This window comes from Bacteroides faecalis, assembly GCF_003865075.1.
Lineage (GTDB): Bacteria > Bacteroidota > Bacteroidia > Bacteroidales > Bacteroidaceae > Bacteroides > Bacteroides faecalis.
In genome coordinates this window covers 86,560-113,250 of record NZ_BHWB01000007.1, presented here as the reverse complement: position 1 = coordinate 113,250, position 26,691 = coordinate 86,560, and the positions used below count along the sequence as shown (strand labels likewise).

The window sequence follows — 26,691 nt, the reverse complement described above, 5'->3', positions numbered from 1 at the left end:
GTATGAATATATCTGAATTAAGTATACGCCGTCCGGTATTAGCCACGGTACTCACTATCATTATTCTTCTTTTTGGATTCATCGGATACAACTACTTGGGTGTTCGTGAATATCCATCGGTAGATAATCCAATTATTTCAGTCAGTTGTTCCTATCCCGGTGCTAATGCTGATGTAATCGAAAATCAAATTACCGAACCATTGGAACAAAACATTAACGGTATTCCGGGAATTCGTTCTCTATCCAGTGTCAGTCAGCAAGGACAATCCCGCATTACAGTGGAGTTTGAATTATCGGTAGATCTTGAAACAGCAGCGAATGATGTTCGCGACAAAGTGTCTCGTGCCCAACGTTATCTTCCTCGTGACTGTGACCCGCCTACAGTTTCAAAAGCTGATGCAGATGCCATGCCTATCTTAATGGTAGCACTTCAAAGCGATAAACGTTCACTACTTGAGTTAAGTGAAATTGCTGATTTGACTGTAAAAGAACAATTACAAACCATTTCTGATGTAAGTAGTGTGTCTATTTGGGGGGAGAAACGTTATTCAATGCGTCTTTGGCTGGATCCAACAAAAATGGCAGGCTATGGCATTACACCTATTGACATAAAAAATGCGGTAGATAATGAAAACGTAGAACTTCCTTCCGGTAGTATCGAGGGAAACACTACAGAATTGACGATTCGTACATTAGGACTGATGCACACAGCAGAAGAGTTCAATAATTTGATCATTAAGGAATCTAACAATCAGATTGTCCGTTTCAGTGATATAGGGCGGGCGGAACTAGGTCCGGCAGATATCAAAAGCTACATGAAAATGAATGGAGTACCGATGGTGGGAGTTGTAGTAATTCCACAACCTGGTGCTAACCATATCGAAATTGCCGATGCTGTCTATCAGCGTATGGAGCAGATGAAGAAAGATTTGCCGGAGGATGTACATTACAATTATGGGTTCGATAATACTCAATTTATTCGTGCCTCTATCAATGAGGTTAAGTCAACGGTATATGAGGCATTCATATTAGTTATTATCATTATTTTCCTTTTTTTACGCGACTGGCGTGTAACATTGGTACCTTGTATTGTGATTCCAGTATCACTGATCGGTGCATTCTTTGTAATGTATTTGGCTGGATTCTCCATCAATGTACTTTCCATGCTAGCCATTGTACTCTCTGTAGGACTTGTGGTAGACGATGCAATCGTCATGACGGAAAATATTTACATACGTATTGAACGTGGGATGAGTCCGAAAGAGGCAGGTATCGAGGGAGCTAAGGAAATCTTCTTTGCCGTCATTTCAACTACTATTACGTTAGTAGCTGTGTTTTTCCCAATTGTTTTCATGGAAGGTACTACCGGACGATTATTCCGAGAATTTAGTATTGTAATCTCCGGTTCGGTAATCATCTCATCATTTGCTGCATTGACTTTTACTCCAATGCTGGCAACCAAACTACTCGTAAAAAGAGATCAGAAGAATTGGTTTTATCGTAAGACCGAACCATTCTTTAATGGGATGAACAATGCGTATAGTCGCTCACTGGCAGCTTTCCTAAGCAAACGCTGGATTGCTATTCCTTTCACCCTCATCACGATTTGTGTAATTGGATATTTATGGAACACAATTCCAGCAGAAATGGCACCATTAGAAGACCGGTCACAAATCACAATCAATACACGTGGTGCTGAAGGTATCACTTATGAATATATCCGCGATTATACGGAAGATATCAACCAACTTGTGGATTCTATTCTGCCGGATGCAGAAGCGATTACAGCCCGGGTATCGAGTGGTAGTGGAAATGTCCGCATTACCTTGAAAGATATGCAAGACCGTAACTATACCCAGATGGAAGTTGCCGAGAAGATATCTAAAGCCGTACAAAGTAAAACAATGGCACGTTCGTTCGTGCAACAGCAGTCTTCTTTTGGGGGAAGACGAGGAAGCATGCCTGTTCAATATGTGCTACAAGCAACAAATCTGGAGAAATTGGAGGAAGTTCTGCCTAAATTTATGGCTAAGGTATATGAGAATCCGATCTTTCAGATGGCGGATGTGGACTTGAAGTTCAGTAAACCGGAAGCACGTATTCAGATAAACCGTGATAAAGCGAGCGTTATGGGTGTAAGTACTAAAAATATAGCGCAAACATTACAATACGGTTTGAGTGGTCAGCGAATGGGATATTTCTACATGAACGGAAAGCAATATGAGATTCTTGGCGAAATTAATCGTCAGCAACGTAATAAGCCGTCCGATTTGAAAGCGATTTATATCCGAAGCAATAATGGAGAAATGATACAATTAGATAACTTGATAGAGTTAGTCAATGGTATCGCTCCGCCGAAGTTATACCGCTACAATCGTTTTGTATCTGCCACTATATCCGCCGGACTTGCTGATGGAAAGACCATTGGCCAGGGATTGGAAGAGATGGATAAGATTGCGAAAGAGACGTTGGATGATTCTTTCCGTACAGCACTGGCCGGTGACTCCAAAGAGTATCGTGAAAGTTCTTCCAGCCTTATGTTTGCTTTCATTTTGGCTATCCTGCTGATTTATTTGATTCTGGCTGCTCAATTTGAAAGTTTCAAAGACCCATTGGTAATCATGCTGACAGTACCTTTGGCTATTGCCGGGGCTTTAGTATTTATGCACTTTAGTGGAATCACGATGAATATTTTCAGCCAGATCGGCATTATCATGTTAATTGGTCTGGTAGCAAAGAACGGTATCTTAATTGTAGAATTTGCCAATCAAAAGCAGGAAACCGGAATTGACAAGATATCAGCTATTAAAGACGCAGCCTTACAACGTCTTCGTCCGATTTTGATGACAAGTACTTCTACAGTATTGGGACTAATTCCATTGGCATTTGCCACTGGTGAAGGTTGTAATCAGCGTATTGCCATGGGTACTGCAGTAGTTGGTGGTATGGTGGTTTCTACCGTGCTTACGATGTATATTGTTCCTGCTATTTATAGTTACATTTCAACTAACCGAATAAAAACATTAAAAGAATGAATCTAAAAGTAATTTGCATGAAACGCATTATATATATCATTACAGCCTGTGTCTTTATGCCGGCTTCTTATGCAAAGGCTCAGTCACAGGTTCGCACATTAAAAGACTGCTTGGAAGAGGGATTACAAAATAATTATTCGCTGAGTATTATCCACAATGAAGAACAAATCAGCAAGAATAATGCAACATTAGGAAATGCCGGATACTTGCCGACACTGGACTTTTCAGCCGGATATAAAGGTAATCTGGATAATATTGAAACGAAATCACGAGCAACCGGAGAGATTACCAGCAACAACGGTGTGTACGATCAGACTGTTAATGTAGGACTTAACCTGAATTGGACTATCTTTGACGGATTCAACATCAGTACCACCTATCAACAATTAAAAATATTGGAACGCCAAGGTGAAACCAACACTCGGATTGCCATCGAAGATTTTATAGCTACTCTGACATCCGAATATTACAATTTTATCCAACAGAAGATTCGTCTGGAAAATTTCCGATATGCCATGTCACTATCTAAAGAGCGCCTGCGTATTGCAGAAATAAGTCATCTTGTCGGCAAGTTTTCCGGTTTGGATTATCAACAGGCAAAGGTGGACTTTAATGCAGACAGCGCACAATATATAAAGCAACAGGAGTTACTTCGTTCTTCCTGTATCCAATTAAATGAGTTAATGGCTAATAAGAATGTAGATCAGTTTATTGTAATCAAAGATTCCACGATCAATATAGACAGCAGTCTGCAATTCGAAGAATTATGGAAATCGACATTGACTATTAATGCCTCTTTACTGAGAGCTGATCAAAATACGACTCTCTCTCAATTAGATTATAAAAAGATAAATTCACGCAATTATCCATATCTTAAATTAAATACCGGATATGGATATACTTTCAATAAATATGACATCAATGCAAATACCAGAAGAGGTGATTTAGGCTTTAATGCAGGAGTCACTATCGGCTTCAATATATTTGACGGTAATCGACGTCGTGAAAAACGGAATGCAAGTCTTGCCATTAAGAACAGCCGTCTGGAGCGCCAGGAACTTGAACTGGCACTTCGCTCGGATCTTAGCAACCTATGGCAAGCCTATCGCAATAATCTTCAATTATTAAACCTGGAACGACAAAATGTTATAACCGCTAAAGACAATCATGAGATTGCTATGGAACGTTATATACAAGGAGACATTTCCGGTTTCGAAGTTCGTGAAGCACAAAAGAGCTTACTGGATGCAGAGGAACGCATCCTTACGGCTGAATACAACACTAAACTTTGCGAGATTTCATTATTGCAGATCAGTGGTAAGGTTATGCACTATCTTGAATCAGGAAATTAAGTTTTACTATTTTACCAATTCAAACGGATTTTGCGCCTCACCTGTATAACGGTAGAGGCGTATATTACTCCCCTGTCCTTCTGCAGAACGATAATTCTGAGAAATGTAGAAGTAACCTTCTCCCAATGAGCAGATTCCCGTCGATCCGATAGTAAAGTTCCAGCCTCGGATACCTGTTGATTCATCCTTCAATCCTTCTGCTTTGAGAGGTACAACAAAACCTTTCTTGAGATAAGGTATACCTTTGAGAGGCTGCTTCACTGGACGTTCCGCACCATCTATAGCGTAAAGAGAATAGTTTGGAAAATGCTTCTTCTTACCACTGTATACACACATAAACCAGTTACTAGTATGAGGGTCGTACTCCAAGTTTTGCACGCCATAAGTGGTATTACCTGTCATGACAAAATACTCTCTGTCAGGTTGAGCAGGACCATTAGTATGCATATTTTCCTGTGAAAGTGGCGCCTCATATTTGTGCCACTTACTCGTATCATATTGCAACAATACTTGATAGTCGTTGTCAGAACGGTCTACTTCACCATAAATACCATAAGCTACTGTGAGGTACTCCTTGCCATCCTTCTTTCCAAAGCGAGGTCCGAAGCTCACACCATCTATGCCACTACAACCAAAGCGATGTTGTTTCTCACCCTCATTCGTAGTAACTTTAGCCAGATAGTCGTCTAATACAGTAGGTAGATAAACCGTAGTCATAATACCATCCTTTTCGGCGTCCATATCCATATGCGTGATACGTTTCACATCAAAGATAGCTATATAGAAGGCATTGTCCAATTTACGGGCACTCTTCTCCATCTTCAAGATGCCCTTGCCAATGCCATCATCTTTATATTCCAGTGAACCATATACACGACCATCTTTCGCATTAAAATCCAAACAACCAAGATGTCCCAAAAGACCTTTCACCGATCCTACTACGTTTCCGTTAAGGTCCGCCTTAATAAGCATAGTGGTATACGAAAGATAGATATATTTTCTCTCGGCATCTACCGCGATACCTTGTATGTGACCGGCCTTATAGGGTCCTGATTTGATAGTGGTAGGTAAGTTTTGTAACTCTGTAATCTTGCTTTGTGCTGAGACGAAAAGTGTATTCGAAACAGCTAGTAAAGCCGCTACTGCAAAAATAAAAAAGCGTTTCATATTAATTGATTCTAGATTATTTCCGCAAATATACGAAAAGATACGTAAACCACAAATTTTCTTTTTATAGTTAAATCGTTTGGATTATACTTTCATTTCACACTATTATAATGATATCACAGGAAAAAGTGCTCAATAAGCCATTCATTTTTGAGCACAGACCGAAGGTTATCCCACGATGTATTTAGCAATCCTTCCTGTACGATAAATGAGTCGCACCAACATCCACGAAACGATAAAAGCAACTACGGCAGCTACAGGTATCTGCAAAGGAATTGGTACATGAATGGCTCTCACTAATTCTACCGAAGGTCCGGTAAAGAAATAGTGAATCATATAAACTCCGAAACCACAAACAGTAAGATTTGCCAAGGCTTTTCTCACCTTTTCCGAACGTACTTTGGCCTTTTTTGCCAGCATAAAGACGGGTATGGTCATCATTACTACGTTGATAGAGCAGTAAGTAAAGAATAGTTCAAGCATTTCATCTGTAAACTCCGGCAAAGCTGTCATATGGCGGAAACCCAAAAAAGTCACACAGTAACCAACCGCAAACATCGGAATACCGATAAGCAGTGTTTTACGCATACTCCATTCAATATTACGCAAATAATGTCCCAGCAATAAATATCCATTAAATCCGGCAAAAGCATAAAGCATACCAAATGAGTTCCATGAACAGGTACCCCACAGATATCCGGAAACAAATTGATAATAATAAGGAAGAAGTAACGTCACTCCCCAAGCCACCAGAAATATTAGTTTAGCACGTTCCGAAGCTTTTTCAACCCATGCGGAGAAAACAGGCAGATAAAGATAAAGTCCGATCAGCAGATAAATATACCACATATGTACTGCCAGAATAGAGAAGTTAAACGGAATCGACGCTATATATTTCATAGCGACAGAGAAAGACTGACGCATCACATCCTCACCTGCATAGGGAAAGAAATCAAGAATAATCCGAGGACTCAATCCTAACAGCCCCGTTATCCAAGGGAAAAGATTATAGAGTACGGACCAGATCAGAAACGGAAAAAACACACGAGGAATACGTTTCTTATAAAAAGTAGATGCATCTCCTCTAACAGGCAGCAATAACGCTCCTGTAATCATCACAAATAGAGGTACACACGGACGCAATGCCGCACCATAAATTGCTCCCCAGAATTTTATTTCTCCAATATTGGGAGCGGTACCGGGATAAAAGTTAAAAGGATCGGTGCAATGACAACAGACTACTGTAAACATTGCAATTAGACGTACTACATCCAGCCAAACGATATGCTGATTGTTCTGATTAGGTAGTTTCATCGTGGATTGGTTCATCAGATTACAAGTATTAGAAAAGAAAGTTAGTAAAAAAGGGATACCTATACGAACAATGACAAGTATCCCTTAAATTCTTTAATTAAGTTACAGTAATTACTTACTACCGCTTAAAGTACAACGAGGTTTAATTTGTTTGAAGAAGTCATTACCCTTGTCATCAACCAAGATAAATGCCGGGAAATTTTCCACCTCAATTTTCCAGATAGCTTCCATACCCAATTCAGGATATTCCACACATTCTATGCTCTTGATATTGTTTTGAGCCAGAATAGCAGCCGGGCCACCGATAGAACCTAAGTAGAAACCACCATGATTTTTACAAGCGTCCGTCACTTGTTGGCTGCGATTACCCTTTGCAAGCATAATCAAGCTACCGCCATGACTCTGGAACAAATCAACATATGAGTCCATACGTCCGGCTGTAGTCGGTCCCATTGAACCACAAGCCATACCTTCCGGAGTTTTTGCCGGACCTGCGTAGTAGATAGGATGATCTTTGATATATTGAGGCAAATCTTCGCCACGATCCAAACGTTCTTTCAGTTTAGCATGGGCAATGTCACGACCTACGATAATAGTTCCATTCAATGACAGACGGGTAGCTACCGGATATTTAGTAAGTTCTTTCAGAATCTCCGGCATCGGACGATTCAAATCGATCTTCACAGCATCACCTTCGCCGGCCTGACGCAGTTCCGCAGGTATCAGACTACCCGGATTGGAGTCAAGTTTTTCGATCCAGATACCTTCTTTATTAATCTTACACTTAATATTACGGTCAGCAGAGCAAGATACGCCTAAACCTACCGGACAAGAAGCACCATGACGAGGTAAACGGATGATGCGAACATCGTGAGCAAGATATTTACCACCGAATTGCGCACCTAAACCAATCTTATGAGCTTCTTCCAACACCTGTTTTTCCAATTCAACATCACGGAAAGCGCGACCGAATTCATTTCCTGTAGTCGGCAAGTTATCATAGAAATGAGTAGAAGCCAATTTTACAGTCAGCAAGTTCTTTTCAGCCGAAGTCCCACCAATAACAAAAGCGATGTGGTAAGGAGGACAAGCCGCAGTACCCAATGTCTTCATCTTCTCTACCAAAAAAGGCACCAATGTGTTCGGATTCAAAATTGCTTTTGTCTCCTGATACAGATAAGTTTTATTTGCAGAGCCACCGCCCTTCGTTACACAAAGGAATTCATATTCCATGCCCTCAGTAGCTTCGATATCAATTTGTGCAGGAAGGTTACATTTTGTATTTACCTCATCATACATATTAAGAGGCGCGTTTTGCGAATAACGAAGATTTTCTTCCGTATAAGTTTTATAAACACCTAATGAAAGAGCTTCTTCATCGCAGAAACCTGTCCATACCTGCTGTCCTTTTTCACCATGAATAATTGCCGTACCCGTATCCTGACAAAAAGGTAATACTCCTTTAGCAGCCACTTCTGCATTACGCAGAAAAGTCAGTGCCACATATTTATCGTTTTCACTAGCTTCCGGATCACTAAGAATCTTAGCAACTTGTTCGTTATGCGAACGACGAAGCATAAATGACACATCACGAAAAGCCGCATTAGCCATCGCAGTCAAACCTTCTTTCTCAACTTTCAGGATAGGATTGCCTTCAAACTCGCTTACTGATACATAGTCTTTTGTAAGCAGATAATACTCAGTTGTATCTTTCCCCTTTTCAAACATGGGCTGATACTTAAACGGAGGTGTTGCCATAAGTTTCTTATTTTATTACGTAATATTAGTTAGTGAGGCAAAGGTAATAAAAAGGTAATAAATATGAATGAAGAATGTAGAAGGAAAAATGAAGAATTAAGAATGAATAACGGAGAGCCCTGGTGTTCTAGTTTGTTTCAGTTAGTTGAAACAAACTGTTCTATTACTTGAAACAAGGTGTTCCAAGTACTGAAACAAAGTGTTTCAAATAACAAAACACTTTGTTTAGAGGCTCCGAACAAAGTGTTTAGGCGCTTTAAACAGTTGATTCAAGCGGTTGAAATAGTTGGTTTGAAAGGACAAAGTGACTACTTTGATAGGTTCAATATTCTGAAATAAAAAAGAGTTAGTTGCCAAATAAGTGATTGAGAAATATAATCCCATACAGGGGATGTGATTAAGCTAGATCATATTTAGTCCCGAAACAGACTATTAATAGTCGAAATATAGACTATTAATAGCTATCATGCAGAGGATCAACAGTTATCAAACTGGATATTAACAACTGATATACAACAGATTACCAGTATACAGACAAAGGAAAAACGACTGTTGCAGATACTTTATCTGCAACCGATCTGTCACAGTATCTTGCACACCATTAAAATTCTATATATCAAATAAATACATACGATTTGGTGCAAGTTGCAGATAAAAATCACTTTTAAAACTCTATGTAGTATAAAAACCGGATGATTAAAAATCATTCAATATATAATCCCGATGGAAATCCGATTGATAAAACATGGGCTGAAAGCCTAATTTACACATAGACTTTCAGCCCAATATGAATATACATTATTCAATGAATATGTTTCTTCAAAGAATCTAAGAGTTACTCTTCAATATGCTCAATCCTTTTGATAAGTTCATCTCCCAAGGCAGTTTTATCTTCAATATGTTTCAGTACTGCCGTCACAAACGTATTACTTTCGAAATCCCCGCGAACTTGTTCAAAATCCTGTTTCATTTCATCATGCGAACCGTCAGCACCGAATCCGGTCATGGAAGAAAGAGAGAATTCTTTCTTGGCGTCTTCATACACCATCTTATCCAGACCGACTACTGCTTCTTTCCAAGATTTCACAATACGAATCACGTCTTGGGCAGTAATAGTTTCCGGATTCAGCCCATAAAATTCCTGAATCTTATCATATGCCCAACTCCACTCATATGTATAATAGTTCTCATGCATTTCAGAGAAACAAGCATTTATTGACTTTAAACGATTAATCGATCCACTCTCAATACCGTCCAACAGTCTGTCGATCTCACTTTTAGGAGCTATCAATCCGGAAATATCCACCCATTCACCCTTACCTATTTCGGTATCCGGCTTCAACCTCTGGCGTATTTCCTGGTTACTCTGGAAGTTGATACCTTCCAGACGTTTAATAATAGAGTTACCCAGGAATTTATGAATGGCGATCTCATAGAAACGTATCCCATTATTCAGAGAAGAGTTCTTTATTTTTGCACTCTGGAAAGAATATGTTTCAGACGTTTCACCGGATACCCGTCTAAGATCCTTTAAAATAGAACGCCCTTTGAACATCTTCTGAATAGTATACGGACTCAAAAGATTATAATTTATATAATCCAGACGATTCGGATCTTTTCGTTTATCACGCTTCGGCCACTTCTGGGCGTCACGAATGGTTCCGACACTTCGCAGGTTCACTCCCGGAACCAGATAAGTAGTATTCCGTTGCTCAATCAGGTAAGAGAAAGGAAGATTTGAAGTATCCGCATGATTCACATGACGTCCCATCACCAAAGAAAAAGCTCCGACACGTGCCGGCCACAAAATGTATGAATCAGAAGTTGTCTTAGCACCTCTTTCCATCGTTCCCTGATGGATAGGTCCCAACTTATACATATGATTACTCTGATTAGAACCCGAACCTGCATTCATAAACGAAAACATTCCGGCAATCAGCAAGGTAGACTTATGATGCGTCACCGTAAAAGGACCTGCAAAGATGGCACATGCTTCACCATTCTCCCCCTGACAATTGCTGAAAAACAAAGATTCGGAAGCAGAATAATTATGTCCTAACTTACAAGACTGCCCAACAAAACAGCGGGTCAGCATTGATCCATCATCCACATGGGAACCGGAAGAAATGATAAAGTCATCACAAATCACTCCATGACCGATCCGTACAGGAGCTGTCACATTACTGTTGATACTTCCATTGGTCAGACGACAGGTTCCGCAAATATGCGAATAATCACCGATACGAACGTTTTTAATGGAGCCTGTATTAAGAATCATTACATGATCTCCTATACTTCCCACAGTAGCAGCGTGCTTGTTGGAATAATAATCCGTTATCGATTTCATTCGATTGATCAGTTCCGGGCGATGGCGATACAAAGCCATTATATACGCCTGATGAGCTGACAACTTATCGTTTATCAACACTTCCCGACCACCGGTTTCATTGAGGACGGCAACTTCTACCCCATTACCAAAAGTGCTCAACCCGTCTACCAGAATGATATCTACATTTTCAATAAAAGTATCATTCCCAATCTCATAGTTTGCAATGTAGTTTTGGATGTTCTCAATGCAGCAGTTATCCCCTACTACTACATTATGCAAAGTAACATGCCGTAAACCCGAGTGTTTTTTGATTCCGCCCGGCAAGGTAAATTCGGCGTCGAACACGCCTAGCTTCACTTCGCCCGAGAATCGAGTGTGATGAACGTATTCACTATTAAAACCTTCGGCAACCAGCACATTCCCCCAATCATCAGCCAGACACGACTGGCTCTTCAGCTGAAGCACCTCGTCTTCAGTCAGTCTACGATAATCTTTCATATAGATATAAATTATGTACCGCCTTCCCCAATTTGCAAAGCGGTACATTAGATTAATTACTCTTCCTCTTCGTAGATCTGATAAAGAAAATCGTTATAGGGGTATTTCTGAACGTGCAATTCTTTCACTCGTTGATATACAACACTTTTCAGTTCGTCTATATTGATTCGCTCGCGGGCGGAAATAAAGAGGCAATTATCCTCCATCTTAGCCATCCACGTCTTCATCAGTTCTTCGAGTGTTAAGTTTTCCTTTGTTCTGGGGGTAAGGTCGTCCGACGCTTTCTCCACGTAGGTATAGGCGTCTATTTTATTAAATATAAGAATCATAGGTTTTCCGGAACCACCGATATCGGCTAGTGTTTTATTCACCACTTCTATCTGTTCTTCAAATCCCGGATGAGAAATATCGACAACATGTAGCAACAAGTCAGCCTCGCGCACTTCATCAAGTGTCGATTTAAAAGAATCTACCAGATCCGTCGGCAATTTACGAATAAATCCGACTGTATCGGACAATAAGAACGGCAGGTTATCAATGATGACTTTACGGACAGTCGTGTCCAGTGTTGCAAACAGTTTATTCTCTGCAAACACCTCACTTTTTGACAACAAATTCATGATGGTCGATTTTCCTACATTGGTATAACCTACCAAGGCAACACGAATCATTCGTCCCCGATTTTTCCGTTGAGTTGATTTCTGCTTATCTATCTCAGCCAGACGTTCTTTCAACAATGACATACGGTTTAAGATGATACGGCGGTCCATCTCGAGCTGTGTTTCACCCGGTCCGCGAAGACCTACAGAACCACCTTTACCACTTCCGCCTCCGGAACCACCTCCCTGGCGTTCCAAGTGCGTCCACAATCGTTGCAAACGGGGCAACATATATTTGTATTGGGCAAGCTCTACCTGCGTTTTAGCATTAGCCGTCTGCGCACGCATTGCAAATATATCAAGAATCAGAGAGGTACGGTCGAGTATCTTTACTTTCAGTTCAGCCTCAATATTACGAATCTGTTTAGCGGAAAGCTCATCATCAAAGATCACCATTCCCACTTCACGTTCTTCTTCGGCTTCATTCTGAATATATTCTTTTATCTCATTCAGTTTACCTGTTCCAACATAGGTCACCGAATTAGCGGTCGGCAACTTCTGCGTAAATCGTTTCACTACTTCCGCCCCAGCCGTCTCGGCAAGGAAAGCCAGTTCGTCCAGATACTCAGTGGTCTTACGTTCATCCTGCGTTTGAGTGATGATTCCCACCAGTACAGCTGTTTCAACCTGAGCTTCGGAGATTACAAATTCTTTCATTTCTTCTGTTCTATATAAAAATATGGCGGCAAATATAGCAAAAAAAAGAGGACATTGTTGTATTCCTCCTATTTTCATATTACTCCGATCTTGTTTTTCATATCACTCGCCTCCCGAAAGAGTGGTCCGCTCCAAATCACGCACAATGGTAATATCCATTATATTCGTGTAAATCTGAGTCGTTTTCACACTTTTATGTCCGAGTAATTTCTGTACAGTTGTTATATTTATTCCGTTATAAATAAGCAAAGTGGCATTGGTATGACGGGCGGTGTGAAAAGAAATATGCTTATCTACTCCTGCCAGTTTAGCCAACGCATTCAATTCTTTATTCACATTTGAATTATCTTCCAACCGGAAAAAGTCATTGAGGGTATCCTTGTAACGTTCTAAAACCAGAAGTCCTTTCCCGCCAAATAACAGATATAACGGAAGACGTACTTCAATCTTGGTTTTAACGGATTTATAAATCAACCAAGTCTCCTGATAAAGTTCTACAATATTAGCAGCTGTCAGATTCACAAAGTCGGAATATCGCAATCCGGCATAACAGCAGAATAAGAAAGCGTCTTTGGAATGCTGTAACTTTGCAAACCGTCCTTCCAGCTCCAGGTCTTCTATTTTACGAAGTTCTTCCGGAGATAAATGTGTATGCTTTCCTTCCACATTTTTTATTTTATATTTTCTGAAAGCATATTTCCGGATATCCATGTATTCTTTATTGATAGCCACATTCACGTAGCGTTTCACATGTTTCATATGTTTGGCTATTGTATTAATATGATATCCTTTCGATTGGAGAAAAGTATCAAATGAAGAAACGAATTCAAAGGTTAAATCAGCAAAGAGAATCTCTTTTTTAAATTCCTGCAACAGATGAAGAGTAGAAAGATGGTTCTGTTTGGTACATTCTTTTAATAAGGAGTTTTTTATTTCTTCTTTGACAAACGTCAGAAATGAAATTCGCCTGTCTGTTGTTGGTCTGATTACCGTATCCTTTAGTAATTCCAGCGAAATTGTTTTTCCCTGTTGCCAAAGTTCCAGTTCTTTTTGTTCGAGGGTAGCTACAACTCCATAAAGCATACGATTCAAAGCTTCTTCATTAGGATGATCTTTCACCATTCTCCGTTTAGTGTCCCATTGTTCAGGCCGGAGATAAACTCTGGTTGAGAAATAAATCTTCCGTCTATTCAGATAAGCTTCCACTTGTACAAGTGCATTACCCTTCTTGTTCAGTTTCTTTTTCCGGTTATATACAAGACTATAGCTAATCTTTCCCATACTTTTAATTTTAAATTAACATTATGAACAAATTAGATGTAGCTATGTATAATTAATAAAAAAGAATAAGCCTTACTATCTGCAAAAACGTTAGTGAATCATTCCTGACATCCCCTCTTTCACAATATCCGTTAATATTGGCTTTGCTCCGCTCACAAAACATTCTACCGCAATTACCATCAGGATCAATCCCATCAAACGCATCATTACATTATTGCCGGTTTCTCCCAACACTTTCACCAAACGTGTAGAAGCGCGAAGAATGAAATAAGTAATGAGATAAATCAAAGCAATTATTCCAATTAGAACACCTTTCATTTCAAAAGAATTCGCGTCTTGCATCAATACGATTGCATTGGCTATCGCACCCGGTCCACACAGCATTGGTATCCCTAAAGGGGTAATGGAGATATCGTCAGCGTAAGTTTTGATTTCTTCGTCCTTCAGTTTCATCGGTGTATAACGGGCTTGCAGCATGTCAAAACCTATTTTAAAGATAATAACGCCTCCGGCGATACGAAAACCATTGGTTGATATACCAAAGAATTTAAAGAGGAACTGCCCTGCAAAAACAAATACCATAATTGTTATAAACGACACAATAGTCGCCCGACGTACAATTGCCCGACGTTCTTGATCTGTCATTCCATGTGTCATGGTGAGAAATACAGGCATGGTTCCCAGAGGATTAGTCAACGTGAAAAACGAAGTAAAACAGAGCAAAGAGAACGGAAGAAGCGTACTATCCATAACTTTATCGCATTTTTATGCATTTATTAAACGCAGCAAAAATACGACTTAATCCATTAAAACTATAATAAATCCATTAAATCTTTCAAAGAATGAATCTGATAAGTAGGATAGAATGGGAAAGAATTCCGCTCTGCCACATTATAATAAACCTGAGACATTCCAACTCCGTATGCACCAGTTATATCGGCTTCCCAACTATCCCCTATCATTAGTGAAGTACACAAATCGGATTGAGTAGCTGATAAAGCAAAATTGAAGATTTCCGGCTTGGGCTTCAACACACCTATATCTTCCGATAGAATCACCTTTTTAAAATAATGACCGACTCCTGCCGAACGCATTTTATGTGATTGCAGTTCACGAAAACCATTAGAGAGGATATACATATTATAACGAGGAGATAAATACTCCAATACTTCATGTGCATAAGGCATCAAACCGCTCTTGGTAGGAATAATTGCAAAAAAGTCTTTTGAGAATTGTTCGGCTAAAACCTCATCATTCACTCCAACCGATTGGAGAGGAAACAAAAAGCGCTGATGGTTCAGCTCGTCTTTCGTTATCTTTCCATCACCGTATTCAACCCAAAGTTCGGTGTTCCGTTGCTGATAAAGCATATAGTAATGGTCGAATGAATCAAAGTAACGATCCAACGAATAGTTATGGTACACTTCTTCAAATGTTTCACGAGCGTTCTGAGAGAAGGCCCAGATTGTATCATCAAGATCAAAAAATAAATTCTTATAGTTCATTAGTAGTTTTATATCGATATAGAAAATAAAAAAGCCAATGTGCTAATTACTCAGACATCTAGGTATCAGCACATTGGCTATTAAATAAGGGTTATCTATCTTATTTCACCAGGATAACCAAGTATTTTGATACGCTCCAGAAATCAGTAGGATTGGTAATCTTCAAAGTCAGCTGACCTTTATCGTCCTTAACAAGTTCGTAAGAACCTGCAGGATGAGTAGTCAATAACTCAGCACGTTTAGAATACAGTTTGATTTCTTTGGTTGTACGAATGTCGATCTGAGTAAAGTAGTCTTTATTGAAGTCTGCACTCTTTAGTACATCTCCGCTTTCCAGAATCTTCTGGGCTTTCAATTCGGATTTGGTACCAAACACAAACCATGCAGCGTTCAGACTCTTTTCCTGTTCAGCAACGGTCTTAGCTTTTGCCTCATTTTCTGCTGTCAGAGTTTCTTTAGTAGCAGCTAAATCACTAACTGCTGCATCCAATTCCTGAATACGGATATTCTTGGAAGCTAATTCAGTTTGAAGTTCTTCAATGCGTTGTTGTTTAGCATTCAATTCTGCTGTTAAAGCTTCTACTGCTTTTTTCAACTGAGCAGAGTTAGATTTGCTGCTTTTCAACTGTGCTTGTAATTTTTCAATCTGATTTCTGTTTTCATCCATCTGCTTAGTGATAAATTCGATATCAGAAGCAATCTGTTGTTTAGCACTAATTGCATTTTCAGTAACAGTACCGCGCTGCAAATCTACACGACTTTCAGCTGCATTGATCTTACGGAAGCCTTCCTGGATTTCATTGAAAGTTCCCATCATATCATCCAATTCAGCATTGCGCTGTGTTAATTCCATCAATAGAGAGTCATTTTCAGCTTTCAGGTCTTTACTTCCCCCCTTTAAGCCATCACACGAAGCCAATATGGCTGCGCATACAAATAAAATTGCTAACTTTTTCATACGTTTACATTTTACGTTTTTAAATGAAGTTATTTTAAATGTCTATTCCTGCAAGTACTATCACAATCTCGCCACGTGGTTCGGTAGCGGTAAAGTGCTCCACCAATTCAGCCAAACTTCCACGCACTGTTTCTTCATGGATTTTGGATATTTCACGCGATACAGTTGCCTGACGTTCCGCACCGAAATACTCTACAAACTGAGTCAGTGTTTTCAACAACCGATGAGGGGATTCATAGAATACCATCGTCCGATGTTCTTCAACCAATGCTTTCAATCGTGTCTGTCGTCCTTTCTTCTGAGGAAGAAAACCCTCGAAACAGAACTTTTCATTCGGCAAGCCCGAAGCTACCAACGCCGGAACAAAAGCGGTTGCTCCCGGAAGACATTGTACTTCGATACCGTTACGAACACATTCACGAACAACCAGAAATCCGGGGTCCGAAATACCCGGCGTACCGGCATCCGAAATCAGTGCAACTGTTTCACCGCCCTTTATTCTATTAACAACGCTCTCCACCGTTTTATGTTCATTAAACTTATGATGAGATTGCATTGCATTCTTTATTTCAAAGTGTTTCAACAAAATTCCGGAAGTACGTGTGTCTTCCGCTAATATCAGATCGGCCTCTTTCAACACTTTAATAGCGCGAAAAGTCATATCTTCCAAATTTCCTACCGGTGTAGGCACTACGTATAACTTTCCCATATATCTTATGCTGATTGATTAAAATATTTCTTTAATAGCTCCAGAAAGTCATTGTGAGCTTCATTTTCTTCATTGATATTGACCTTCGAAGAAAGAAAAGCCATGGCTGCTTTATAAGAACTCATTACCGATATTTGTTCAATGACACGATTCATCAAGCTACTGTCTCCGTCAAACAGTTCACGCGAAAAGCGGAAAGAGTCATTCAGACTTATGGAAGAACGTAAACCTTTCGATATTTTTATGCTTTCTCCCAAAACCGAAGTTTTAACTTCATCTTTCAGAATGGGTATGTTACTTTGTTCTTCCACGATAATTTGTGCTCTTTCTTCTGCTTTTTCGCAGATAAGAACACTCTCTGTAACAGGAGCTTCTTGCACAGACAGTTCTTCCTCAATCAGAGGTTCTGTTTCTATATTCTTTTCTTCTAATTTATGAGGTTCTTCTGTTTTTGGAAGTTCTTTAGCTATTTGAGGTTGCTCTTCCACATATGATTGTTCTGCTGTTTGAGATCGATCTGTTATTTGAGATTGTCCAGTCCCTGTCACTTGCATTTGCGGCTGTTCTTTTATCTGGGGTCTTTCAACAACAAAAAATTCCTTCACAGCAGGAAGTTCTTCGTTTCTCGTCTCTGTTACTATAACTTCTTCTGTCAAAGTTGTTGTAATTTCCTCCACTTTTTCTTTAACAACAAGAGGTTCTTCAACCAAAGCATTCTTTATGATAGAGACTTCTTCTTTAACATCGGAATTCTCTATAACAGGAATAAAACTTTTTTCAGTCTTTTCGGTAGCTATAGAAGTCAAGGGAATTTCCCGGTCAGAATCTAATTCTTGTAGCAGTTGTTCCAAGCGCCCTTGCATCTGCAAGATATTACGCTTCAACAGTTCTTTTAAAGTCAAGTTTGGTTCCTGAGAAAATGACTTCATAAGGCATTTCAACTCCTGAACATCCAACTCTATATCTGCCAATAGTTTCTGTTTCATGTCCCTTTATCGTTATTTATTATGCGAATTTAGAAATAAATTGCGCAATAACTTAAAATAAAGAATAATTTAACAGTTCTTATATATAAGAGATTCTGCTTTAAAAGCTTCACTTAAACATATATATGGAGATTTTCCAGTAAAATATCAGAGATATTTTACAGTAGATATACGAATCTTATTTCTTACCACCAGATTAATAAAGGGATATGAAAAATAAAAAATTCTCCATTAACAATGAAATTTCCAAGGTTATATTACCTTTGTACACATATTCATTTAATAAAGATAACACAAAATCACATGGTTTTATTTTCAGAAGATCACATACTAGAAACTAGAAGAAGAGGTAGAATAGAAGTAATTTGCGGTTCTATGTTTTCAGGGAAAACGGAAGAGCTGATTCGAAGAATGAAGAGAGCGCAATTTGCCCGGCAACGTGTAGAGATATTTAAACCGGCCATTGACACACGCTACTCTGAAGAAGAAGTTGTTTCTCACGACAGTCATTCTATTGCATCTACTCCCATCGACTCATCGGCTAGTATTCTATTGTTCACTTCCGAAATAGATGTTGTCGGCATTGACGAAGCACAATTCTTTGATAATGGGCTAATTGATGTATGTAATCAACTTGCCAACAACGGTATTCGTGTAATCATCGCAGGATTGGATATGGACTTTAAAGGAAATCCATTCGGTCCGATGCCCCAATTATGCGCTATTGCCGATGAGGTTTCTAAAGTACATGCAATCTGTGTAAAATGTGGTCAGCTAGCCTCCTTTTCTCACCGTACAGTGAAAAATGACAAACAATTTCTTTTAGGTGAGACCGCAGAATATGAACCTTTATGCAGAGAATGCTATCTTCAGGCATTAGAGAAAGATAAACAAGTATAGTTTCAATAAAAACAGATATGGAAAGGAAGAAAATTACATTTGACAGTTTTATACGTGGTTCCATCGGATTGGCTTTAGCAATAGGAATATTAATGTTGGTACAGCGTTTAAGCGGAGTGCTATTACCTTTCTTTATTGCTTGGTTAATCGCCTACATGATTTATCCTTTAGTAAAATTCTTCCAATACAAATTACGTTTAAAGAGCCGGATTTTATCCATTTTCTGTGCTCTGTTTTTGATTACAGTTGTCGGAGTTGCTTTATTCTATCTGTTAGTACCACCAATGATCACAGAAATGGGTAGGATGAATGATCTTTTAGTTACTTACCTCACTAATGGAGCAGGAAATAATGTCCCCAAGACGCTTTCTGAATTTATCCATGAAAACATTGACTTACAAGCATTAAACCGTCTATTGAGTGAAGAGAACATTCTTGCAGCTATCAAAGATACGGTTCCTAAGATGTGGGCTTTAGTGGCAGAGTCCCTCAATATTATTTTCAGCATTTTCGCTTCTTTCATCATACTATTATATGTTATTTTCATATTATTGGATTATGAAGTTATAGCCGAAGGATGGTTGCACCTGCTCCCCAACAAATATCGTAAGTTTGCCTCTAATTTGGTTTACGATGTACAGAACGGCATGAACAAGTATTTTCGGGGCCAGGCTTTTGTAGCATTCTGTGTTGGAATCCTTTTCAGTATTGGTTTTCTAATTATCGATTTCCCAATGGCCATCGCCCTGGGACTTTTCATCGGTGCTCTAAACATGGTTCCTTACCTGCAAATAATAGGTTTTTTCCCTACAATTATATTGGCTATCCTCAAAGCTGCCGATACGGGACAGAATTTCTGGATTATCATAGCATGTGCATTAGCAGTCTTTGTCATCGTTCAAGCCATACAAGATACTCTCCTTGTTCCTAAGATCATGGGAAAAATTACAGGGTTAAATCCTGCAATTATCCTTTTGTCACTCTCTATTTGGGGATCATTAATGGGAATGCTAGGTATGATCATCGCTTTACCACTTACAACTTTAATGCTTTCCTACTATCAACGCTTTATTATCAACAAAGAACAAATAAAATATGACGAGGTAGAAGTTACTGATAATCAAGAAACAAGCAATAAAGAAGAAAAATAATTAGCACTTTTTTCTACAAAACACTTGCAGATTAAATAAAAGTCACTACCTTTGCACCCGCAATCAGGAAATAACTGATTAGCAAATAAGGATTGATTCGCTAGCTCAGCAGGTAGAGCACAACACTTTTAATGTTGGGGTCCTGGGTTCGAGCCCCAGGCGGATCACTGAAAACAAAAGAAAAATCAAGCAAATCCCTGATAATCAAACATTATCGGGGATTTCTTTTTTCTAGCAGGTGGCAGAAAATAGCCGTTTCAAGCATATTATTGGTGGATAAATCGTGGGACTAAAATTTAGTTCAAAAAAGTCCCACAAATTTGCATCTTTCTCACTGATTCATAGTGTTTTGCATAGTACTACTTTGGAAGAGAATACATAGTTTTGTAACTCTAAAAACGATGTAAAAATGGCTCGTAAATCATTTTCTGTATTGTTCTTCATCAAGAAAGGCAAATTATTAAAGAACGGAGAAGCACCTGTGTGCATGAGAATTACCGTAAACGGCTGTATGGTAGATATTTCTATCAAAAGAAGCTGCCCTGTAAACTTATGGAATCAAGCAAAAGAAAATTCAAAAGGTAAAGACCGTATGTCGGTGGAACTGAACCACTACTTAGAAATCACACGTTCACGCATACACCAAATTTATAGGGAACTGGAAACTTCCGACAAGGTTATCAATGTCGATCTGGTAAGAAAGTTGTTTTATGGCGTGGATGAAGAAAACAAAACGCTATTGCAGGTATTCAGAGAGCATAACGAACAAAGTCGTAAGCTGATCGGCAGAGACTTTGTTAGTAAAACTGTTCAACGGTATGAAACGACTACCCGATATTTGGAGGAATTTATCAAGAAAGAATATCAATTATCGGATATTGCCCTAAACAACTTGGAAGCTAACTTCATTTCTAAGTTCGATGCTTTTTTGAAGATTGAAAAAGGTTGTGCGCAGAATTCGGCTATCACCCGATTGAAGAACTTGAAGAAGATTATCCGCATTGCTTTGGAAAACGATTGGATTAAGAAAGATCCATTCGCTTACTACCGCTTCAAGTTGGAAGAAACCGATCCTGAATTCCTGACAATGGACGAAATCAAAATCATTCTCTCTAAAGAGTTCACGATTAAGCGAGTAGAGCAAGTACGGGATATTTTTGTTTTTTGCATTTTTACTGGCTTGGCATTCAGCGATGTAAAAGATTTATCTCCTGAACACTTAGTAAGAGACAACAAAGGGGAACTTTGGATAAGGAAGAACCGCCAAAAGACAAAAATCATGTGCAATATTCCTGTGTTACCTGTGGCAGCTTCTATACTTGAAAAGTATAAAAATGTGGCAGAGTGTACCGGAAAACTATTACCTGTATTATGTAATCAGCGCATGAATAGCTATCTCAAAGAAATTGCAGATGTATGCGGATTGCAGAAAAATCTGTGCACACATTCAGCCCGGCACTCCTATGCCACCTCTATATGCCTAGCGAATGGCGTGAGTATGGAAAATGTAGCCAAGATGTTAGGTCATGCCGATACCAACGTAACGAAACACTATGCACGGGTACTGGATCAGAATATTCTAAAGGATATGCAGAAAGTAAATAGCTGCTTGTCAGAGTTGGCTATATAATAAAGGTAGTAGCCAATACTGAAAAAGGATTGGGAAGAATGAATTTCATTTTCTCAATCCTTTTCTTTTGAAGTAAGTTTTCCAGAACTCAATATGAAGCATCGACAAAGGTAAGTTCCATATTTAGCCTGTTCAAGTCCAAGCCTTCGGTTTAGATAAAAATCTTCCTCTCATTGCATTTCGAGCGTATTTTTTATCTAAAGACTTGCACAGACTAAATACTTCACTGGAAAAGTCAATGATTCAAATTAAATTCCGAAAAACAATGTTTTTGAGGGTAGCAGGTTATTCTTTCCAGCTTTCAAAGTAGTGCTTTTGCAGTAGTTTGTCAATATCACTTTGACGATATATGATTTTACCTTTTATCTGGATGAAGGGGATTAATCCCGTATCTCGCCATTCTTGTAGAGTTCGCAAACTGACATTGAGCTTTTTAGAAACCTCATGATTGGAAAGAAAACGTTCTCCGTTCAGGTGGGGCTTATAGTGTTTAACAATTGATTCAATACCGTTCAGCATTGAATCGAGCGAAGAAATAAATTCTTTGACTTGGGGTGTATCTTTATTTATTAATTCCATGATTGAAAGATTGTTTTATTGAAATATTGATTTCAAAATTGCTGGATGGCTAATCAGTTAGATGATTAGCTGGTTTATAGATTAATTACGCAGATAGTCACCCAATGATGAAAGGTTAAGTACATCTTTTACTGGATCATAATCTATGTAGATCCGTTTAGGAGCAGGATCAATAAAATATAGACTACCTTCTTTCTGTATTTCATAAGTGGCGGGTGAAGCCTGTTTGGTGGTTTCTGATACATAGATAATAGAGAGAAGATAATCTTTGTCGTTCCGGTAGATGATAACCGTAGGATTCAGATTGACGCTTTCCCATGTGCCAACAACGGAAAATAGGTTAAAGGTCGGATAATCTTCTTTAGTTCTTTTCATAAGGCATGATTTGTTTGGGTGATTGATTTTGTGTTTCACTCTCTACAATAATTCTTTCAATATCAGAAGACTTATAATAAATCTTGCTCCCGATTTGAGAATAAGCCAGTCGTCCACTACTTCGGTAATATTGCAGCGTTCGTTTACTAAAGCCTAACAACAGGCACACATCCTGACTATCAAGCCATTTTTCTACTTTCTGTGTATGAGTGCTGCACAAACTGTCTATTCGTTTGGCAAACTCGGTGAACCGTTCGCAGACATACGAGAATGTTCTTTTTTCGATGGTTACTACTTCCATACATTTAATTTTTAATGGTTTATAAAACGTGTTGATTCTATTTTCACCAGCAAATGAAAGAAGAATCAAGAGCCGTTTTCAAAACTGTCTGGAAGTGTCCCCACAAGGCATGATTAGGCATATTGCATACTATAGAACTTCCTGAATATGATTTAAATAGGTATAATATTCCACCAGTGCAATATTATACCTATTTTTGTTGTTCAAAAAAAAATCATAGATATAAAGGAATTGATAATAGAAAAGGTTGGGTTACCAAATAGCTCTTATGAGAGATTAATAGACATAACAGAAAGAATATCGTTAAAAAAGAAAGATTTCCTTTTGCAACAGGGTAAAGTATGCACTTTTATTGGCTTCGTTGAAAAGGGAACACTTCGCTCTTATATAGAAAAAGACGGTGAAGAATATATAAGTGATTTTTACACAGATGGTTCTTTTACAACATCCTATAGAAGTTTCCTAACAAAAGAACCGAGCATAGGAAGCATACAGGCATTAGAGGATTCTCTTATGCTTAGTTTATCCAAATCTAATTATGAACTCTTATTACAAGAATCTTATGAATGGTATAAACTAGGAAAGTATATTGCAGACACACTATTTATCAGAAAGTGTCGTAAAGAGTCATCACTACTAATGGATAGTGCATTAGATAGATACAAATTGCTTTTACAAACATTTCCGCATATAGAGCAACATGTATCACAATATCATATTGCATCTTATCTTGGTATTAAGCCTGAATCTTTGAGTAGGCTTAAATCTCTTAACATAGGTCAATGAAATAACTATCTCTTTCATCCTAATTTTGCAGCAAAACAAAGAAATCATGAATAAAGTATTGATATTCACCTTATTTTTATCACTAAGTAGCTGCATTTGTATGAAAAAGAATACAGTAACAAAAACTGATCTTCTAACAGTTCATTTACATGATAAACAAAGTTTATCAAAAGTAGAAATTAAAAAGATTATGATTCCTCAAAATGGGAAAGCGGATTATCATCTTCATCACTGCTCAGTCGTGGGTTATGTCGTTTCAGGAACTCTATTATTTCAAGTGGAAGGGCAACGTTCATATCTGATAAAAGCAGGTGAGGCTTTTTACGAACCAAAGAACCAACCCATTTTACATTTCGACAATATATCAGATTCAAGTCCTCTAATATTTATAGCTTATTATCTATTGGAAGGCGATGAAGATTTAATAACACTGCTACCACATAAAAATGAATAAGAGAGCCATTATTGCAACAGAAGCATATATCAGGTAATAAAAAACCAATTACATAGTTCTATTTCCCTGAAAATGTATACCTTTGTATGTATTCAACAAGTTAATATATTGTTCAACTTATGAAATGGCAACTCTGTATATAGCTTAAATGCTTCAGGGCGGTCGGAGAACTAATAAGTCTTCGACCTATATTTTTATACCCTATTCAAAACACAGAGTTTTCTCAATTACGTTTCTGATTATGATTTATGGCACTGCAAAAGTAGTGCTTAACGGTCATGTTATATTAAGTTGAATAATGAATTATACATATAAACAAATATGGCTCATCAACTTGCCTATCATGGTGAGCCTACTCATGGAACAATTGATTAATTTCACAGATTCCATTTTTCTTGGTCATGTCAGTCAGATAGATTTAGGAGCATCGGCACTGGCTACAATGTATTACACTGCCATTTATATGCTCGGCTTTGGATTCAGTCTTGGAGCACAAGTTGTTATCGCAAGGCGAAACGGTGAAGGGCGATATATGGATGTTGGCAGAGTATTTTATCAGGGATTGATTTTCTTATCTGTTTTTGCCATTATCGTTTTCATATTATCCAAACTGTTTTCTCCTGTATTACTTCGCATGACAATTTCGTCTGATAGTGTCTATCAAGCCACCATGAAGTACATGGGATGGCGTGATTACAGTTATTTGTTCGCATTTCCTTTATTGGCAATTCGGGCTTTCTTCGTTGGAACAACCAATACCAAAATACTTACAGCTAACTCTATTGTTATGGTAATCTGCAATATTATATTTAACTACTTGCTAATATTCGGGAATGCAGGTTTTCCGAAATTGGGTATTAGTGGGGCTGCTATGGGATCATCACTTGCGGAGCTTGTCGGATTATTGTTTTTGATTCTATATATGTGGAAGCGTATAGATAAGAAACGGTATAGATTGCGTGCAAGTTTTGATTTAGGATTATCGCTCCACCTCTTAAATATTTCTGTTTGGACGATGGTACGTTCATTTTTTTGCATTGCCCCTTGGTTTTTATTCTTTGTAGCAATTGAACATTTAGGTGAATGCGAACTTGCAGCAGCAAACGTAGTAAGAAGTATCTCAATGCTCTTTTTCGTGATTGTCAATTCATTTGCGACTACTGCTATTTCATTGGTTAGTAACCTTATTGGAGCAAATAAAATTCCAGAAGTTATGCCACTTTCCCGTCGTATCATATTACTAACTTATGGAATGGGTATTCCATTGATTCTGTTATCTTTTGCTTTGTCAGGAACTCTTTTAGGGCTGTTCACTAATGATGAGATAGTTGTTCAGAAAGCATTTTACCCATTCTGTGTAATGCTTTCTACGTTTATCATCTCTGTGCCAGCTTATACATATTGCAATACAGTAATAGGCACAGGCAATACGAAAGTAGTTTTTGTATTCCAGATGATTAATATTATTATCTACCTGTCATATCTATTTGCTTTGTCCCAATTTCCGAATATTCCGCTTGCAGCATATTGGACTTCCGAGCAAATATATGTGTTAGTGTTATTACTGATGTCTTATGTTTATATGAAAAAAGGCAGGTGGTTCAATAAGAATATTTAATCCTAACAACGATTTATCTATGTGGGATATTCTGGAAACAAAGCTATTCAAGCTCTTGTCAGTTTCTAATACAGAAAGTGATCCTGAACCGCAAATCAAAGAGGCATATAGAGAGTTTGTGGAAAGGTTAATCTTCTATTTAGATTCAGAGACAGATAATATGAAACGTATTCGTACCCTCAATTTGATTCATATAGAGATTGAGACGGTTAAATCTTTAGAGGTTTCGTATGGAACGAAACAAGATGTATTGAAACTTATCTATTGTGATAAAGTCTTGTCTTTCGTTCAAAAAGAGTTAGAGCTAATCCATAAACAAATGGAGTTTCCAAAATACTTTATTAGGATAGAAGCCGCATGGCAATCACCGCTTTACCTAACTGATAAAACTAATCTCATTGAAGTTATGGAGATGGTTAGCGGATTGTTTCTATCTAAAAGAGTGGTTACTCACAACGGAACAGAATCACCACTGACAGAAATCGGACGAGCCTTTGAATATCTATTCAATATTAAACTAGGGGACATTCACAAAAAGCATGAAAATGTAATTTCTCGAAAAGCCAATAAACGCACCGAGTTTTTGGATATACTTCGGAAAGCTATTTCCGAAGAAAGTAAAAAGAAAGGATATCTATAAATCAGCCACTTATGAACAATTATTGGGGGTGTAGTATATCTACTCCCCT

23 protein-coding genes and 1 tRNA gene are annotated in these 26,691 nt (G+C 38.3%); 10 read left to right on the top strand and 14 right to left on the bottom strand.

Annotated elements, in window-relative coordinates; translation table 11 throughout:
* The first annotated feature begins 2 nt into the window (after window positions 1–2).
* Complete coding sequence (locus EJF25_RS13245) at window positions 3–3,035, top strand: efflux RND transporter permease subunit (protein ID WP_125041541.1); 3,033 nt, start codon at window positions 3–5, stop codon at window positions 3,033–3,035.
* Entirely contained in the window at window positions 3,032–4,387 is a 1,356-nt protein-coding gene (locus EJF25_RS13240) for a TolC family protein (RefSeq protein ID WP_125041540.1), read from the top strand. The genes EJF25_RS13245 and EJF25_RS13240 overlap by 4 nt, the downstream gene beginning before the upstream one ends.
* Before the next feature lie 6 nt (window positions 4,388–4,393).
* Here EJF25_RS13240 and EJF25_RS13235 read toward each other — a convergent pair whose 3' ends face one another.
* The 11 genes from EJF25_RS13235 to EJF25_RS25715 all read right to left on the bottom strand — a co-directional run bounded on the left by EJF25_RS13235 (window position 4,394) and on the right by EJF25_RS25715 (window position 18,208).
* On the bottom strand, window positions 4,394–5,554 hold the full coding sequence (locus EJF25_RS13235; protein ID WP_125041539.1) for a hypothetical protein: 1,161 nt from the start codon (window positions 5,552–5,554) through the stop codon (window positions 4,394–4,396).
* A gap of 168 nt (window positions 5,555–5,722) precedes the next feature.
* Window positions 5,723–6,868, bottom strand: a complete 1,146-nt coding sequence (locus tag EJF25_RS13230; protein WP_370685721.1) for an acyltransferase — start codon at window positions 6,866–6,868, stop codon at window positions 5,723–5,725.
* A gap of 111 nt (window positions 6,869–6,979) precedes the next feature.
* Entirely contained in the window at window positions 6,980–8,626 is a 1,647-nt protein-coding gene (locus EJF25_RS13225; RefSeq protein WP_125041537.1) for a fumarate hydratase, read from the bottom strand.
* Between the two features lie 835 nt (window positions 8,627–9,461).
* The gene (locus EJF25_RS13220; RefSeq protein ID WP_125041536.1) at window positions 9,462–11,453 is read right to left on the bottom strand and encodes a DUF4954 family protein; all 1,992 of its coding nucleotides are present in this window, start codon (window positions 11,451–11,453) and stop codon (window positions 9,462–9,464) included.
* A 56-nt stretch (window positions 11,454–11,509) separates the two neighbouring features.
* Window positions 11,510–12,769 carry a GTPase HflX gene (gene hflX, locus EJF25_RS13215; protein WP_125041535.1) on the bottom strand — a complete coding sequence of 420 codons (1,260 nt, stop codon included), beginning with the start codon at window positions 12,767–12,769 and terminating at the stop codon, window positions 11,510–11,512.
* 102 nt (window positions 12,770–12,871) lie between these two features.
* The gene (locus EJF25_RS13210; RefSeq protein WP_125041534.1) at window positions 12,872–14,050 is read right to left on the bottom strand and encodes a site-specific integrase; all 1,179 of its coding nucleotides are present in this window, start codon (window positions 14,048–14,050) and stop codon (window positions 12,872–12,874) included.
* Between the two features lie 90 nt (window positions 14,051–14,140).
* On the bottom strand, window positions 14,141–14,800 hold the full coding sequence (locus EJF25_RS13205; RefSeq protein ID WP_125041533.1) for a MarC family protein: 660 nt from the start codon (window positions 14,798–14,800) through the stop codon (window positions 14,141–14,143).
* A 62-nt stretch (window positions 14,801–14,862) separates the two neighbouring features.
* On the bottom strand, window positions 14,863–15,555 hold the full coding sequence (locus EJF25_RS13200) for a YjjG family noncanonical pyrimidine nucleotidase (protein WP_125041532.1): 693 nt from the start codon (window positions 15,553–15,555) through the stop codon (window positions 14,863–14,865).
* 100 nt (window positions 15,556–15,655) lie between these two features.
* Window positions 15,656–16,513, bottom strand: coding sequence for a Cbp1 family collagen-binding glycoprotein adhesin (locus EJF25_RS13195; RefSeq protein WP_125041531.1), 858 nt, complete (start codon window positions 16,511–16,513; stop codon window positions 15,656–15,658).
* Window positions 16,514–16,547: 34 nt separating this feature from the next.
* Window positions 16,548–17,222, bottom strand: a complete 675-nt coding sequence (rsmI, locus tag EJF25_RS13190; RefSeq protein WP_125041530.1) for a 16S rRNA (cytidine(1402)-2'-O)-methyltransferase — start codon at window positions 17,220–17,222, stop codon at window positions 16,548–16,550.
* A gap of 5 nt (window positions 17,223–17,227) precedes the next feature.
* Window positions 17,228–18,208, bottom strand: a complete 981-nt coding sequence (locus EJF25_RS25715; RefSeq protein ID WP_235016813.1) for a DUF8457 domain-containing protein — start codon at window positions 18,206–18,208, stop codon at window positions 17,228–17,230.
* Between the two features lie 303 nt (window positions 18,209–18,511).
* Between EJF25_RS25715 and EJF25_RS13180 the strand changes: the two genes are divergently transcribed.
* From EJF25_RS13180 to EJF25_RS13165, 4 genes are all read left to right on the top strand, one after another.
* Window positions 18,512–19,108 carry a thymidine kinase gene (locus EJF25_RS13180; protein WP_025074126.1) on the top strand — a complete coding sequence of 199 codons (597 nt, stop codon included), beginning with the start codon at window positions 18,512–18,514 and terminating at the stop codon, window positions 19,106–19,108.
* 17 nt (window positions 19,109–19,125) lie between these two features.
* Entirely contained in the window at window positions 19,126–20,259 is a 1,134-nt protein-coding gene (locus EJF25_RS13175) for an AI-2E family transporter (RefSeq protein WP_125041529.1), read from the top strand.
* Window positions 20,260–20,353: 94 nt separating this feature from the next.
* Window positions 20,354–20,426: transfer RNA gene (locus tag EJF25_RS13170), tRNA-Lys, on the top strand.
* A 242-nt stretch (window positions 20,427–20,668) separates the two neighbouring features.
* On the top strand, window positions 20,669–21,889 hold the full coding sequence (locus EJF25_RS13165; RefSeq protein ID WP_125041528.1) for a site-specific integrase: 1,221 nt from the start codon (window positions 20,669–20,671) through the stop codon (window positions 21,887–21,889).
* A gap of 285 nt (window positions 21,890–22,174) precedes the next feature.
* Here the strand turns inward: EJF25_RS13165 and EJF25_RS13160 are convergent, their stop codons facing one another.
* The 3 genes from EJF25_RS13160 to EJF25_RS13150 all read right to left on the bottom strand — a co-directional run bounded on the left by EJF25_RS13160 (window position 22,175) and on the right by EJF25_RS13150 (window position 23,144).
* The gene (locus EJF25_RS13160; protein ID WP_002560566.1) at window positions 22,175–22,468 is read right to left on the bottom strand and encodes a helix-turn-helix domain-containing protein; all 294 of its coding nucleotides are present in this window, start codon (window positions 22,466–22,468) and stop codon (window positions 22,175–22,177) included.
* An 81-nt stretch (window positions 22,469–22,549) separates the two neighbouring features.
* Window positions 22,550–22,843 carry a DUF3876 domain-containing protein gene (locus EJF25_RS13155; protein WP_125041527.1) on the bottom strand — a complete coding sequence of 98 codons (294 nt, stop codon included), beginning with the start codon at window positions 22,841–22,843 and terminating at the stop codon, window positions 22,550–22,552.
* Complete coding sequence (locus EJF25_RS13150; protein ID WP_125041526.1) at window positions 22,830–23,144, bottom strand: helix-turn-helix domain-containing protein; 315 nt, start codon at window positions 23,142–23,144, stop codon at window positions 22,830–22,832. Before EJF25_RS13150 ends, EJF25_RS13155 begins: the two co-directional genes overlap by 14 nt.
* Before the next feature lie 216 nt (window positions 23,145–23,360).
* Here EJF25_RS13150 and EJF25_RS13145 point away from each other — a divergent pair, with 216 nt between their 5' ends.
* The 4 genes from EJF25_RS13145 (at window position 23,361) to EJF25_RS13130 (ending at window position 26,642) form a co-directional block, all read left to right on the top strand.
* Entirely contained in the window at window positions 23,361–23,930 is a 570-nt protein-coding gene (locus tag EJF25_RS13145) for a Crp/Fnr family transcriptional regulator (RefSeq protein WP_122287282.1), read from the top strand.
* A gap of 100 nt (window positions 23,931–24,030) precedes the next feature.
* Window positions 24,031–24,384, top strand: a complete 354-nt coding sequence (locus EJF25_RS13140; RefSeq protein ID WP_125041659.1) for a cupin domain-containing protein — start codon at window positions 24,031–24,033, stop codon at window positions 24,382–24,384.
* Between the two features lie 298 nt (window positions 24,385–24,682).
* Complete coding sequence (locus EJF25_RS13135) at window positions 24,683–26,002, top strand: MATE family efflux transporter (protein WP_125041525.1); 1,320 nt, start codon at window positions 24,683–24,685, stop codon at window positions 26,000–26,002.
* A 19-nt stretch (window positions 26,003–26,021) separates the two neighbouring features.
* Window positions 26,022–26,642 carry an RteC domain-containing protein gene (locus EJF25_RS13130; protein WP_235016812.1) on the top strand — a complete coding sequence of 207 codons (621 nt, stop codon included), beginning with the start codon at window positions 26,022–26,024 and terminating at the stop codon, window positions 26,640–26,642.
* The last annotated feature ends 49 nt before the right edge of the window (window positions 26,643–26,691 follow it).

Bases quoted from the DNA above. Each gene is read 5' to 3' on its own strand.
- EJF25_RS13245 (WP_125041541.1), top strand. From the start codon at position 3: ATGAATATATCTGAATTAAGTATACGCCGTCCGGTATTAGCCACGGTA.
- EJF25_RS13240 (WP_125041540.1), top strand. From the start codon at position 3,032: ATGAATCTAAAAGTAATTTGCATGAAACGCATTATATATATCATTACA.
- EJF25_RS13235 (WP_125041539.1), bottom strand. From the start codon at position 5,554: ATGAAACGCTTTTTTATTTTTGCAGTAGCGGCTTTACTAGCTGTTTCG.
- EJF25_RS13230 (WP_370685721.1), bottom strand. From the start codon at position 6,868: ATGAAACTACCTAATCAGAACAATCAGCATATCGTTTGGCTGGATGTA.
- EJF25_RS13225 (WP_125041537.1), bottom strand. From the start codon at position 8,626: ATGGCAACACCTCCGTTTAAGTATCAGCCCATGTTTGAAAAGGGGAAA.
- EJF25_RS13220 (WP_125041536.1), bottom strand. From the start codon at position 11,453: ATGAAAGATTATCGTAGACTGACTGAAGACGAGGTGCTTCAGCTGAAG.
- hflX (WP_125041535.1), bottom strand. From the start codon at position 12,769: ATGAAAGAATTTGTAATCTCCGAAGCTCAGGTTGAAACAGCTGTACTG.
- EJF25_RS13210 (WP_125041534.1), bottom strand. From the start codon at position 14,050: ATGGGAAAGATTAGCTATAGTCTTGTATATAACCGGAAAAAGAAACTG.
- EJF25_RS13205 (WP_125041533.1), bottom strand. From the start codon at position 14,800: ATGGATAGTACGCTTCTTCCGTTCTCTTTGCTCTGTTTTACTTCGTTT.
- EJF25_RS13200 (WP_125041532.1), bottom strand. From the start codon at position 15,555: ATGAACTATAAGAATTTATTTTTTGATCTTGATGATACAATCTGGGCC.
- EJF25_RS13195 (WP_125041531.1), bottom strand. From the start codon at position 16,513: ATGAAAAAGTTAGCAATTTTATTTGTATGCGCAGCCATATTGGCTTCG.
- rsmI (WP_125041530.1), bottom strand. From the start codon at position 17,222: ATGGGAAAGTTATACGTAGTGCCTACACCGGTAGGAAATTTGGAAGAT.
- EJF25_RS25715 (WP_235016813.1), bottom strand. From the start codon at position 18,208: ATGAAACAGAAACTATTGGCAGATATAGAGTTGGATGTTCAGGAGTTG.
- EJF25_RS13180 (WP_025074126.1), top strand. From the start codon at position 18,512: ATGGTTTTATTTTCAGAAGATCACATACTAGAAACTAGAAGAAGAGGT.
- EJF25_RS13175 (WP_125041529.1), top strand. From the start codon at position 19,126: ATGGAAAGGAAGAAAATTACATTTGACAGTTTTATACGTGGTTCCATC.
- EJF25_RS13165 (WP_125041528.1), top strand. From the start codon at position 20,669: ATGGCTCGTAAATCATTTTCTGTATTGTTCTTCATCAAGAAAGGCAAA.
- EJF25_RS13160 (WP_002560566.1), bottom strand. From the start codon at position 22,468: ATGGAATTAATAAATAAAGATACACCCCAAGTCAAAGAATTTATTTCT.
- EJF25_RS13155 (WP_125041527.1), bottom strand. From the start codon at position 22,843: ATGAAAAGAACTAAAGAAGATTATCCGACCTTTAACCTATTTTCCGTT.
- EJF25_RS13150 (WP_125041526.1), bottom strand. From the start codon at position 23,144: ATGGAAGTAGTAACCATCGAAAAAAGAACATTCTCGTATGTCTGCGAA.
- EJF25_RS13140 (WP_125041659.1), top strand. From the start codon at position 24,031: ATGAAAAAGAATACAGTAACAAAAACTGATCTTCTAACAGTTCATTTA.
- EJF25_RS13135 (WP_125041525.1), top strand. From the start codon at position 24,683: ATGAATTATACATATAAACAAATATGGCTCATCAACTTGCCTATCATG.
- EJF25_RS13130 (WP_235016812.1), top strand. From the start codon at position 26,022: ATGTGGGATATTCTGGAAACAAAGCTATTCAAGCTCTTGTCAGTTTCT.